Source organism: Mesorhizobium sp. M1A.F.Ca.IN.022.06.1.1 (assembly GCF_003952605.1).
Lineage (GTDB): Bacteria > Pseudomonadota > Alphaproteobacteria > Rhizobiales > Rhizobiaceae > Mesorhizobium.
In genome coordinates, this window is the sequence record NZ_CP034455.1 from 3,946,402 (window position 1) to 3,959,034 (window position 12,633).

The following is a 12,633-nucleotide window of genomic DNA, read 5'->3' on the forward strand; positions in this document are numbered from 1 at the left end:
CATGAACGCAGCAGCAACTTTCCCAATCCGCCTGACGGGCATGCGCATCGGGCCAGTCGCCAGCGGCCTGTTCGCGGCTTTCGTACTCGTGCTGCTGCTGGTGCTTCCCGGCCGCGCCCTCGCGCATGCGGCCTTGGTCGCGACCGATCCGCCCGATGGTGCGGTGCTGTCGCAGAGTCCCGCGCGGTTCTCGCTGACCTTCAGCGAGCCGGTTTCGCCCCTGGTGCTCACTCTGGTGCGGCCGGACGGCACGCAACTTTCGCTGACCTCCTTCCGGCTCAACGATCAGACCGTCGAGATCGATAATCCGGAAAGGCTCGAATCCGGCACGCATGTGCTGAGCTGGCGGGTGATTTCGGAGGACGGCCATCCGGTCGGCGGCTCGGCGCTGTTTTCCGTCGGCGCGCCAAGTGCTGCGCCGGTAGCGGGCGAAGCCGTCGATTTGGCGCTGCGCACGGCAATCTGGATGGGTAAGCTCCTTCTCTATGCCGGGCTGTTCCTCGGCGCCGGCGGCGCCTTCGCGCTCGCCTGGCTCGCGGGAGACTGTCGCTGGGGCCAGGGTTTCGTTATCGGCGCTCTTCTGTGCGGACTGGCCGCCGCCCCGTTCTCGCTCGGATTTCAGGGGTTGGACGCGCTCGGCGCGCCGCTCGCCCGGTTTGCGGCGCCCATCGTGTGGGAGACCGCGCTTGCCACCAGCTTCGGCTGGACGGTGCTTGCCGCCCTGATTGCACTCGGCCTTGCCTTGCTGTCCCTCGCCGGACCGCGCGCTCTTGGCAAGCTGCTTGCGCTCGCCGGGCTCGTCGGTGTGGGCACGGCGCTTGCGGCAAGCGGCCACGCCAGTGCCGCCGAGCCGCAATGGCTGACGCGGCCGCTGGTTTTCCTGCATGGCACAGCCATCGCCTTCTGGAGCGGCGCGCTCGCACCGCTCGGCCTTGCGTTGCGTTGTCAGCCGGCGAAGGCCAAAATCTTCTTGCGCCGGTTTTCGCGCGCGATCCTCCCCGTGGTTGCCGTGCTTGCGATAAGCGGCATCGTGCTGGCGATCATCCAAGTGCGCGAACCGGCAGCGCTGATCAACACCGCCTATGGCCGCCTGCTGCTGCTGAAACTGGCCCTGCTTTTGTTCCTGTTCACCCTTGCCTCCGTGAACCGATGGACGCTGACCGCGCCGGCCGAAACGGGCGACACGGAAGTGCAGCGGCGGCTGGTGCGTTCGATCGGCATCGAGACGCTGATCGTGCTTGCCATCTTCGGCGTCGCCGCCGGCTGGCGCTTCACGCCGCCGCCACGCGCGCTGGCGATCGCCGCAGCGCAGCCGGCCTCGATCCACATCCACACCCTGCAGGGGATGGCCGATCTCAGCATCACGCCCGGCCATGCCGGCCAGGTTGCCGCCTCGATGGTGATCATGACCGGCGATTTCGGCCCGATGGATGCCAAGCAGGTGACCCTGGTGCTGTCGAAGCCGGATTCCGGCATCGAGCCGATCAAGCGGCCGGCGACGAAACGCGGCGACGGCACCTGGCGCGTCGACGATCTCGTCATCCCGCTGCCCGGCCGCTGGAACGCTCGGCTCGACATCCTGGTTTCCGATTTCGAGATGGTGAAGATTGAAGCGCCAATTGATATCAGAGCCGACTGACCTGGGCCGCGACACAATTCGGCGAGGCGGTTGACGCCGTCGCGAAGGCCCGTCAATCATCCGTCCAAAGCGCGGCTTCAACAAAAGTTCGAAAGCAGGGAAGAAACGATGGAAAAAGCCGAAATCGGCCTGATCGGCCTTGGCACGATGGGCTCCAACCTGGCGCTCAACATCGCCGAGCATGGGCACCGCATCGCCGTGTTCAACCGCACCGGTTCGCGCACCGACGCCTTCGTCGAGAGCGCAGGCGCGCTCAGGGACATGGTTGTGCCCTGCTACAGCCTGGAGGAACTCGCCGCAGCGATCCGGCCGCCTCGGCCGATCATCATCATGGTGCTGGCCGGCAAGCCGGTCGACGAGCAGATATCGGCGCTGCGCGGCGTGCTCTCCGACAACGACATCGTCATCGATGCCGGCAATGCCAATTTCCGCGACACGATGCGGCGCTTCTCCGAGCTGTCGGGCTCCGGCCTGACCTTCATCGGCATGGGCGTCTCGGGCGGCGAGGAGGGCGCGCGCCACGGGCCGTCAATAATGGTCGGGGGCACGGAAGACTCCTGGAAGCGCGTCGAGAGGGTGCTGACGGCGATTTGCGCCAAGTTCAAGGACGAGCCTTGCGCCGCCTGGCTCGGCACCGACGGCGCCGGACATTTCGTCAAGACCATCCACAACGGCATCGAATATGCCGACATGCAGATGATCGCCGAGATCTACGGCATACTGCGCGACGGTCTCGGCATGGAGCCGAAAGAGATCGGCAGGGTCTTCGACGGCTGGAACAAGGGCAGGCTCAACTCCTACCTGATCGAGATCACCGCCAAGGTTCTCGCAGCCGACGATCCCAAGACCGGCAGGCCGGTGGTCGACATCATCCTCGATCGCGCCGGCCAGAAGGGCACCGGCAAATGGTCGATCATCGAAGCGCAGCAGCTCGGCATTCCGGCGACGGCCATCGAGGCTGCCGTCGCGGCGCGCGTGCTGTCGTCGATCAAGGACGAACGGCAGGCTGCGGAAAAGGCCTACGGCAATATCGGCGTCGAGAAGATTTCCGGCGACAAGGCGGCGCTGCTGAAGGATCTCGAGCTGGCGCTGTTCGCCGGCAAGATCGCGGCTTACGCGCAAGGTTTTGCTGTGATGAGCGGCGCCTCAAAGGAATTCAACTGGAGCCTGCCGATGCCCACCATCGCCAACATATGGCGTGCCGGCTGCATCATCCGCTCGCAGATACTGGACACAATGGCGGAGGCCTTCGGCTCAGGCGGCGCCTCGACCAATCTCCTGATGGCGCCGGCCTTCATCGCCATGATGAAGGAGGCGCATCCGTCGCTCAGGCGCATCGTCGCGCGGGCCTCCGAAGCCGGCTCGCCGGTGCCGGCGCTGTCCTCGGCGCTCGCCTATTTCGACAGCTATCGCCAGGGCCGCGGCACCTCGAACCTGATCCAGGCGCAGCGCGATTTCTTCGGCGCGCACGGCTTCGAGCGCATCGGCGAGGAGGGGGCGTTCCATGGGCCGTGGGGAAGCGGCGCCGCCTAGAGTCAGGTTAGGCCAGCGTGCAAAGGGCGGCTTCCTGCGCTCCCGGTCCTACTCAAGGACGCTTCCAGTTCTCGGAAGCCGCCGACTCGGCCTGACCTGACTCTCAACTCGCGCCAGTCAACCCCGATAGGGCAGGACCTCGCTCGGTTTGCTCAGCGATTGCAGTGAGCCAGGTTCCTTGCCGCCGATCCAGCCGAGCACAGCGCGGGCAAGCTCGGAGCCGGCGAGCCGGAAATTCTCGTTCACGACCAGCAGTTCGCGCCGGAACAAATGCAGCACTTCCGAGGACTGTTTCGACACCACGTCGACATCGCGGCCGAGTTTCAGGCCGGCGTCCTCGATGCCTGCAACAACGGCGAGCGTGGCGGCGGCGGCGCTGCTGACGATGCCGTCCGGACGGCTCTCGCGGAGCATGAGCTGCGCAGTTCGCATCCTGATCTGCTCGATCGTGTGGTCGATGGAGACGGTGTTGAACGGCACCTCGCTGGCGCCGACTTCGCTCAGCGCATCGGCAAAACCGTTCACCGTGTGGTCGTAATAGGTGAGGCCGACCGGCGGCGTCACCAGAGCCAGCCGGCGCCGGCCCATGCCGGCGAGATGGCGGACCGCCTCGCCGGCGAAAGCATAGTTGTCGAAGTCGTGATAGGGATGCACCAGCCCCATGTCGGTGCGGCCATGCGTGGCAAATGGGATGCCGCGTTCCAGCATATAGCGGGCGCGCGGGTCGTTGGGCTGCGTGCGTGAAATGATAACGCCATCGGCGGAGCCCGTCTCCACCAGATAGCGCACCGGATCCAGCGGGTCCTGCGAGCGCGAATAGGGCGTGACGATCAGGTGATAGGGCGTGTCGGCGATCACCTCGGTGACGCCGTAGATGATGTCCGAGACGAAGCTCATCAGCTCGTGCTCGGTGTTGAGCACCAGGCTAATGACGTTGGTCTTGCCCGTCCTCAGCCTCACGCCGGCGCGGTTCGGGCGATAGCCGATCTGCTTGGCGACGAGCTGCACGCGCCGCCTGGTCTCGGCGCCGATCTCCGGCGCGTCCTTCAAAGCGCGCGAGACGGTGGTGACGCCGAGCCCGGTCATGAAGGCAAGCGTCTTCAGCGTCGGCCGTTCCTTAGCCGACGTGTCGTCGTCCTTCTCGTTTGCTCGTCTGTCCATTCGTCCCGCCCGTCAGGCGCATAGCAGCCGCGAAGCCGGCCGGCAATCGCGCCCATCGCATTTGCGCGGCCTTCAGCCCGTGACACGGTGCAATATACTGAAACGTTACAGATTGCCAACGCCCGTGATCAATGGGCAGGCCGCACTCGTTGCGGTCAGCGCCGGAGGGGTGGACTGAAAGCCACTGGGATCATAAACAAATCTCGATTTACCTCTGCTTTTGCATCGATTGGCCGCACCATCGACTCCCCGGCAGGCCTTTGGAGAGGATTTTGTTCGCGCCTCGAAGAAATCTCATGCCGTCCCATTCGAGGGGTTGCCTATATCGGGCATTTGCCGTATCGAAAATCTGTAACGTTTCAGATTCTGGGAGGAACCGAAATGCGATACAAATTCCTGACTGCCGCGTTCGCCGCGACGGCCGCGCTGAACTTCGCCGGACCGGCGGCCGCGACCGATCTCGAAGTCACCCATTGGTGGACTTCGGGCGGCGAGGCGGCGGCAGTGGCTGAACTTGCCAAGGCGTTCGACGCGACCGGCAATCACTGGGTCGACGGCGCCATCGCCGGTTCCGGCGGCACGGCGCGGCCGATCATGATCAGCCGCATCACCGGCGGCGATCCGATGGGCGCCACCCAGTTCAACCACGGCCGGCAGGCGGAGGAGCTCGTCCAGGCCGGGCTGATGCGCGACCTCACCGATCTCGCCACCAAGGAAAAGTGGACGGAAATCGTGCGGCCGAAGAGCCTGCTCGACTCGTGCACCATCGGCGGCAAGATCTATTGCGTGCCGGTCAACATCCATTCCTGGCAGTGGCTGTGGCTGTCGAACGAAGCCTTCCAGAAGGCCGGCGTGCCGATGCCGAAGGACTGGAATGAATTCGTGGCGGCTGCGCCGGCGCTGGAAAAGGCCGGCATCATCCCGCTCGCGGTCGGCGGGCAGCCCTGGCAGGCGTCCGGCGCCTTCGACGTGCTGCTTGCCGCCGTCGGCGGCACCGACGCCTTCCTCAAGGTCTACAAGGATAAGGACGCCAAATTCGCAAGCGGTCCCGAAATCGCCAAGGTGTTCAAGGCCGCCGACGACGCCCGCAAGATGGCCAAGAACACCAATGTGCAGGACTGGAACCAGGCGACCAATCTGGTCATCACCGGCAAGGCCGGCGGCCAGATCATGGGCGATTGGGCGCAGGGCGAGTTCCAGGTCGCCGGCAAGACCGCCGGCAAGGACTACACCTGCCTGCCCGGTCTCGGCCTGAACGAGGTCATCGCCACCGGCGGCGACGCGTTCTACTTCCCGCTGCTCAAGGATGCCGACAAGGCCAAGGCTCAGGAAGTTCTGGCCGAGACGCTGCTCGACCCGAAGACCCAGGTCGCCTTCAATCTCAAGAAGGGCTCGCTTCCGGTGCGCGGCGACGTCGACCTCAACACGGCGAACGACTGCATGAAGAAGGGCCTCGCCATCCTCGCGAAAGGCGCGGTGATCCCGTGGACCGACCAGCTCTTGTCGCAGGACAGCCAGAAGCAGAAGGAGGATCTGTTCTCCGAATTCTTCGCCAAGCCCGACATGACGCTCGAAGAGGCGCAGAAGCGCTTCGCCGACATCATCGCGTCGGCAGACTGATCAACGGCGCCCCCGCCAGCTCCCGGCCCCCGCCTATCCGGGGTCGGGGGCGTGATGCCCTCATTGTCCCAGCCCGGCTGCCGAGATGAGCAACAGCGAACGCCCCAACCAGCTTTTACGCAACCTCAACGCCAAGGTCGCATCGATCCCGATGATCCTGACCGCGCTGGTCGTCTTCGTCGGCGGCACGGCCTGGACGGTGCTCTATTCCTTCACCAATTCGAAGCTCTTGCCGCGGCTGAACTTCGTCGGCCTCGACCAATATTACCGGCTATGGGCGACGCCGCGCTGGCTGGTGTCGATCGAGAACCTTTTGATCTACGGCGTGATCTCGCTGGTGTTCTCGCTGGTGATCGGCTTCATCCTCGCGGCATTGCTCGATCAGAAGATCCGCTTCGAGGACACGTTTCGCACGATCTTCCTCTATCCTTTCGCACTTTCTTTTATCGTCACCGGGCTGGTCTGGCAGTGGCTGCTCAATCCCGATTTCGGCATCCAGCGCGTCGTGCGCGACCTCGGCTGGACGAGCTTCAGCTTCGATCCGCTCTACAATTCCAGCATCGTCATCTACGGCATTTCGATCGCGGCGCTCTGGCAAGGCACGGGACTGATCATGTGCCTGATGCTCGCCGGCCTGCGCGGCATCGACGAGGACATCTGGAAGGCCGCACGGGTTGACGGCATACCGATGTGGAAGACCTATGTCTTCATCATCATTCCGATGATGCGGCCGGTCTTTATCACCACCTTGGTGATCATCGCCGCCGGCATCGTCAAGGTCTACGACCTTGTGGTGGCGCAGACCAGCGGCGGTCCGGGCATCGCTTCCGAAGTGCCGGCGAAATACGTCTACGACTACATGTTTTTCGCCCAGAATCTCGGCCAGGGCTTTGCCGCCTCGACCATGATGCTGCTCTCGGTGGTAATCGTCATCGTGCCTTGGGCCTATCTCGAATTCGGAGGCAAAAAGCATGGCTGAAGCTGCTGCCTCCATGTCCGGTGATGCTCTTCGGCGCGAAGCCGTGTCGCGCGATGCATCGGGGCCGAGCGGAACGAAGCCGCGGCACGTGCTCTCGCGTCGCAACATCTTCCTCTACGGCACGCTGATCGTCGTGGCGCTCTATTATCTGCTGCCGCTCTACGTGATGATCGTCACATCGCTGAAGGGCATGCCGGAAATCCGCCTCGGCAACATCTTCTCGCCGCCGCTGGAGATCACCTTCGAGCCTTGGGTCAAGGCGTGGTCGCAGGCCTGCACCGGGCTCAATTGCGACGGGCTGTCGCGCGGCTTCTGGAACTCGGTGCGCATCACCGTGCCGTCGGTGCTGCTGTCGATCGCGATCGCTTCGGTCAACGGCTATGCCTTGGCCAACTGGCGCTTCAAGGGCGCCGACACCTTCTTCATCATCCTGATCGTCGGCGCCTTCATTCCCTATCAGGTGATGATCTACCCGATCGTCATCATCCTGCGCGAGATCGGCATCTACGGCACGCTGACCGGCCTCGTGATCGTGCATTCGATCTTCGGCATGCCGATCCTGACGCTCCTGTTCCGCAACTATTTCACGTCCATGCCGGAGGAACTGTTCCGCGCGGCGCGCGTCGATGGCGCCGGTTTCTGGGGCATCTACCTGCGCATCATGCTGCCGATGTCGCTGCCGATCTTCGTCGTCGCCATCATCCTGCAGGTGACCGGCATCTGGAACGACTTCCTGTTCGGCGTCGTCTACACCCGCCCCGACACCTATCCGATGACGGTGCAGCTCAACAACATCGTCAACTCGGTACAGGGCGTGAAGGAGTACAACGTCAACATGGCCGCGACCATCCTGACCGGCCTTGTGCCGCTCATCGTCTACTTCGTTTCCGGCAAGCTCTTCGTGCGCGGCATCGCCGCCGGCGCGGTGAAAGGATGATGATGGCAGCAGCGATCGCCAATCCTAGCGTTTCGATCCAGGACCTGTCGCTGAATTTCGGCGTCATGTCGGTGCTGAAGACGCTCAATCTCGACGTCGCCGAGGGCGAGTTCATCGTGCTGCTCGGGCCATCCGGCTGCGGCAAGTCGACCTTGCTCAACTGCATCGCCGGCCTGCTCGACATCTCCGAGGGCCGCATCTTCATCAAGGGCAAGAATGTCACCTGGGAGGAGCCGAAGGATCGCGGCATCGGCATGGTGTTCCAGTCCTACGCGCTCTACCCGCAGATGACGGTGGAAAAGAACCTCTCCTTCGGCCTGCGCGTCGCCGGCGTGCCCAAGGACGAGATCGCCAAACGCATCGCGCGCGCGGCGGAGATCCTGCAGATCGAGCCGCTGTTGCAGAGGAAGCCGTCGGCGCTTTCCGGAGGCCAGCGCCAGCGCGTGGCGATCGGGCGGGCACTGGTGCGCGACGTCGACGTCTTCCTGTTCGACGAGCCGCTCTCCAACCTCGACGCCAAGCTGCGGTCGGAATTGCGCGTCGAGATCAAGCTTTTGCACCGCAGGCTGCAGAACACGATGATCTACGTCACCCACGACCAGATCGAGGCGATGACGCTGGCCGACCGTATCGCGGTGATGAAGGGCGGCGTCATCCAGCAGCTCGATGCGCCCCAGACGATCTACAAACGCCCGGTCAACCGCTTCGTCGCCGGCTTCCTCGGCTCGCCGGCGATGAATTTTATCAAGGGACACCTGGAAGCAAGCGACGCGCCGGTGTTCAAGGCCGACGGTGTTTCGGTGCCGCTCGGCCGTTATCAGTTCGACAACGAAAGCGGGCGCGCCGCCAAACCCTGCGTGTTCGGCATCCGACCGGAGCATATCGCTTTTGGCGAAGCGGCGAGGGCCATGCCGTTCACCGCCGAGTCCACTGTCGAGATTGTCGATCCGATGGGCTCCGACACGCTGGTGTGGACGAAGCTCGGCGGCCAGATCCTCTCCTTCCGCGTCGAAGCCGACAAGACGCTGCGCAGCGGCGATGCGATCCGCATCGGCTTCGATCCGGCGCGCGCCTCGCTGTTCGACGCCGAGACCGACAGCAGGCTCTAACCTCCCACCACAACCTCCCGGAACCATCAAACAGAACGGACAGACAGATGAACTGGTCATTCCAACTTTACAGTGCCCGCAACTTCCAGCCATGGGACGGCGTGCTGAAAATGCTCGGCGAACTGGGCTACAAAGAAGTCGAAGGTTTCGGCGGCGTCTATGACGATCCCAAGGCTTTCCGCGCCGAGCTCGACAAGAACGGGCTCGCCATGCCGACCGGGCATTTCTCGATCGATGCGCTCGAGAAGGATTTCGACGGCGTGCGCAGGATTGCCGATGCGCTCGGCATCTCGCTGCTCATCTGCCCCTACCTGATGCCCGATGCGCGGCCGGGCGACGCCGCCGGCTGGCGCGGCTTCGGCGAGCGGCTTGCCAAGGTGGGCGACACCGCGAAGAAGGCCGGCTACGGCTTTGCCTGGCACAACCATGATTTCGAGTTCAAGCCGCTCGTCGACGGCTCGCTGCCGCAGGAGCACATCCTGTCCGCCGCGCCCGACATCGGCTGGGAGATGGACGTCGCCTGGGTGGTGCGCGGCGGCGCCGATCCGCTGCCCTGGATCGAAAAGCACGGCAAGCGCATCAGTGCCGTCCACGTCAAGGATATGGCGAAGCCGGGGGAGGGGCTGGACGAGGACGGCTGGTCGGATGTCGGCCACGGCACCATCGACTGGGCCGGCCTGATCAAGACGTTGCGCGCGAAAAGCGCGACGAAGTACTTCGTCATGGAGCAGGACAACCCCAACGACATCGAGCGCTTCGCCCGTCGCTCGATCCAATCCGTCAAGAATTACTAGGACATACCATCATGGCAAACAAACTTGGCGTAGGCGTCGTCGGCTGCGGCAACATCTCGAAGGCGTATTTCTCGCTGGCGCCGCTCTTCCGCGGCATCGAGATGCGCGCCTGCGCGGACATCAACATGGACGCGGCGAAGATGCGGGCGAAGGAGTTCAAGCTTCGCGCCGAAACGGTCAACGACCTTCTCAAAGATGACGACATCGATATCGTCGTTAATCTCACCATTCCGGCCGTGCACTATGACGTGTCGAAGGCGGTGCTCGACGCTGGCAAGCACGTCTATTCGGAAAAGCCCTTCGTGCTGTCGGTCAAGGAAGGACTGGATCTCAAGAAGCGGGCGGAGAAGAAGGGGCTTCGCATCGGCTCGGCTCCCGACACGTTTTTTGGCGGCGCGCATCAGCTGGCCCGCGATCTGATCGACAGCGGCAAGCTTGGCAAGATCACCAGCGGCACCTGCCATGTGATGGGCCATGGCATGGAACACTGGCACCCCAATCCCGACTTCTTCTTCCAGCCGGGCGCCGGTCCGGTGCTCGACATCGGCCCGTACTATGTCACCAACCTGATCCAGCTGATCGGGCCGGTGAAGCAGGTCGCGGCTTTCGCGGCGACGCCGGCCAAGGAGCGCACCATCAGCTCCAAACCGCGCGCGGGCGAAAAAATCCCGGTCAACACGCCGACCACCATCCATGCGCTGCTGGAATTCGCGAATGGCGCGGTGGTGACACTCAACACCTCGTGGGACGTGTGGAGCCACGGCCATGCGCCGATGGAGCTCTACGGCGAGGCGGGCACCGTCTTTGTGCCGGACCCGAATTTCTTCGGCGGCGAAGTCCGCTTCACCGATGCGACCAAGCCGGTGAAGAAGCTTCCCAAGTGGGATCATCCGTTCGGCGTGCCCAATGAGATGCACAGCCAAGGCATGATGGCCAACTACCGCACGGCAGGTCTTGCCGACATGGCGATCGCGATCGGCGAAGGGCGGCCGCACCGCTGCTCGATGGAGCTGGCGCTGCATGCCGTCGATGTCATGACCGGCGTCCTGCGCTCCGGCGAAAGCGGCAAGTTCGTCGCCATGCAGACGACCTGCGAGCGGCCGGCGGCGCTCGGCATCAAGGAAGCGAAGGCGCTGCTGGCGAAGAAAAAGTAGGTGGCAACCCCTCTCCCCGTTTCGGCGGGGAGAGGGTAAAGGTGCGGGGCGAGCATCGATTCAAGTCACCTGGCGGCGATCCCGGCCGCCTTCCCAAGGATTCCCTATGCCCTATGTCGCCGCCGAGAATCGCTACGAGAAGATGATCTACAACCGGTGCGGACGGTCCGGCCTCAAGCTGCCGGCCATCTCGCTCGGGCTGTGGCACAATTTCGGCAATGACACGCCGCACAAGACCAAGCAGGCGATCGTGCGCAGAGCCTTCGACCTCGGCATCACGCATTTCGATCTCGCCAACAATTACGGCCCGCCGCCCGGCTCGGCCGAGACCGCCTTTGGCGAGATCCTGCGCACCGATTTCGCCGCCTATCGTGACGAGCTGATCATCTCGACCAAGGCCGGCTATGAGATGTGGGCCGGCCCCTACGGCGAATGGGGCAGCCGCAAATATGTGCTCGCGAGCCTCGACCAGAGCCTCAAGCGGATGGGGCTCGATTATGTCGATATTTTCTATTCCCACCGTTTCGATCCCGAGACGCCGCTGGAAGAAACGATGAGCGCGCTCGACCATGCGGTGCGCTCGGGCAAGGCGCTCTATGCCGGCATCTCCTCCTACAATTCGCAGCGCACCCGCGAGGCGGCCGACATCCTGCGGCGGCTCGGCACGCCCTGCCTGATCCATCAGCCGAGCTATTCCATGCTCAACCGCTGGGTGGAGGAAGACGGGCTGCTCGATACGCTGGAAGGGCTCGGCATCGGCTCGATCGTGTTCTCGCCGCTGGCGCAGGGCATGCTGACCGATAAATATCTCGGCGGCATCCCGGAAGGCAGCCGCGCATCCCAGGGCAAGTCGCTGCGTCCGACTTTCATCAACGATAAGTCGGTCACCAACATCAAGGCATTGAATGCCATCGCCGGCCGGCGCGGCCAGACGCTGGCGCAGATGGCGCTGGCCTGGGTGCTGCGCAAGGGACGCGTGACGACGGCGCTGATCGGCGCCAGCCGGCCGGAACAGGTCGAGGATTGCGTCGGCGCTCTCAAGGCGCTCGACTTCAGCGACGCCGAGCTTGCCGAGATCGACACCTATGCGCGCGAGGCCGACATCAATCTTTGGGCGGCATCCGCCGAGCGCAAGGGACCGCCGCGCAAGTAGCCCGCGCCGGGCCGCCAGCTGCGGAAACAGTGGCAAAGATGCGCGTTCGTCGCTATCTCATGGACCAAAGGCGGTTCGCGTGCGCAGTCGGCACGCGAAACGACGCGACGACCGGACGGACAAGATGACGGCAAGGGATGCGCTGACCAAGAACCAGCTGTGCGTGCTTGAGAAGCTCGAAGCCGCCAGCGGGCCGCTGAGCGCCTATATGCTGCTCGATCAACTGCGCGAGCGCGGCTTCCGGGCGCCGCTGCAGGTCTACCGCGCTCTGGACACGCTGGTGAAGTCGGGCTTCGTGCACCGGCTCGAAAGCTTGAACTCCTTCGTCGCCTGCGCCGAGCCGCACGACCACAGTCATTCGATGACCGCATTCGCCATCTGCGACAGCTGCGGCCAGGTAACCGAAATGTCCGACCATGATGTCGACCACCGGCTGGACGAATGGGTGCGCTCGACCGGCTTCGCCGCCAAGAAGGCGGTGATCGAGTTTCGCGGGGTTTGCGCGAAGTGTAGAGCTGAGGCGGCTTAGCCCCTCGAGTCGTCATCCTCGGGTC

Annotated in this window: 11 protein-coding genes; 10 read left to right on the forward strand and 1 reads right to left on the reverse strand. The window is 64.0% G+C overall.

All coding sequences use genetic code 11. The features are described from left to right. Position 1 precedes the first annotated feature (1 nt). Complete coding sequence (locus EJ078_RS18710; protein WP_127323690.1) at positions 2-1,639, forward strand: copper resistance CopC/CopD family protein; 1,638 nt, start codon at positions 2-4, stop codon at positions 1,637-1,639. A gap of 108 nt (positions 1,640-1,747) precedes the next feature. Then, complete coding sequence (gene gndA, locus EJ078_RS18715) at positions 1,748-3,172, forward strand: NADP-dependent phosphogluconate dehydrogenase (RefSeq protein WP_127216908.1); 1,425 nt, start codon at positions 1,748-1,750, stop codon at positions 3,170-3,172. Positions 3,173-3,289: 117 nt separating this feature from the next. Here gndA and EJ078_RS18720 read toward each other — a convergent pair whose 3' ends face one another. Beyond that, positions 3,290-4,333, reverse strand: a complete 1,044-nt coding sequence (locus EJ078_RS18720; RefSeq protein WP_127216907.1) for a LacI family transcriptional regulator — start codon at positions 4,331-4,333, stop codon at positions 3,290-3,292. Between the two features lie 381 nt (positions 4,334-4,714). On the opposite strand from EJ078_RS18720, the gene EJ078_RS18725 reads away from it, so the two are divergent. From EJ078_RS18725 to EJ078_RS18760, 8 genes are all read left to right on the forward strand, one after another. After that, positions 4,715-5,953 carry an ABC transporter substrate-binding protein gene (locus tag EJ078_RS18725; RefSeq protein ID WP_127216906.1) on the forward strand — a complete coding sequence of 413 codons (1,239 nt, stop codon included), beginning with the start codon at positions 4,715-4,717 and terminating at the stop codon, positions 5,951-5,953. An 85-nt stretch (positions 5,954-6,038) separates the two neighbouring features. Next, on the forward strand, positions 6,039-6,932 hold the full coding sequence (locus EJ078_RS18730; protein WP_067318934.1) for a sugar ABC transporter permease: 894 nt from the start codon (positions 6,039-6,041) through the stop codon (positions 6,930-6,932). Beyond that, positions 6,925-7,869: a carbohydrate ABC transporter permease gene (locus tag EJ078_RS18735; protein ID WP_095800588.1), complete on the forward strand. Its 945-nt coding sequence runs from the start codon at positions 6,925-6,927 to the stop codon at positions 7,867-7,869. The genes EJ078_RS18730 and EJ078_RS18735 overlap by 8 nt, the downstream gene beginning before the upstream one ends. Then, positions 7,869-8,978 (forward strand): ABC transporter ATP-binding protein, encoded by a 1,110-nt coding sequence (locus EJ078_RS18740; RefSeq protein ID WP_127217481.1) that lies wholly within the window; start codon positions 7,869-7,871, stop codon positions 8,976-8,978. Before EJ078_RS18735 ends, EJ078_RS18740 begins: the two co-directional genes overlap by 1 nt. A gap of 47 nt (positions 8,979-9,025) precedes the next feature. Beyond that, a complete protein-coding gene (locus tag EJ078_RS18745; RefSeq protein ID WP_127323689.1) occupies positions 9,026-9,772 on the forward strand; it encodes a sugar phosphate isomerase/epimerase in 747 nt (248 codons plus the stop codon). Positions 9,773-9,783: 11 nt separating this feature from the next. Beyond that, on the forward strand, positions 9,784-10,926 hold the full coding sequence (locus EJ078_RS18750) for a Gfo/Idh/MocA family oxidoreductase (protein ID WP_095783546.1): 1,143 nt from the start codon (positions 9,784-9,786) through the stop codon (positions 10,924-10,926). 106 nt (positions 10,927-11,032) lie between these two features. Further along, positions 11,033-12,079, forward strand: a complete 1,047-nt coding sequence (gene mgrA / locus EJ078_RS18755; RefSeq protein WP_127216731.1) for an L-glyceraldehyde 3-phosphate reductase — start codon at positions 11,033-11,035, stop codon at positions 12,077-12,079. Positions 12,080-12,203: 124 nt separating this feature from the next. Then, complete coding sequence (locus tag EJ078_RS18760; protein WP_059184736.1) at positions 12,204-12,608, forward strand: Fur family transcriptional regulator; 405 nt, start codon at positions 12,204-12,206, stop codon at positions 12,606-12,608. The last annotated feature ends 25 nt before the right edge of the window (positions 12,609-12,633 follow it).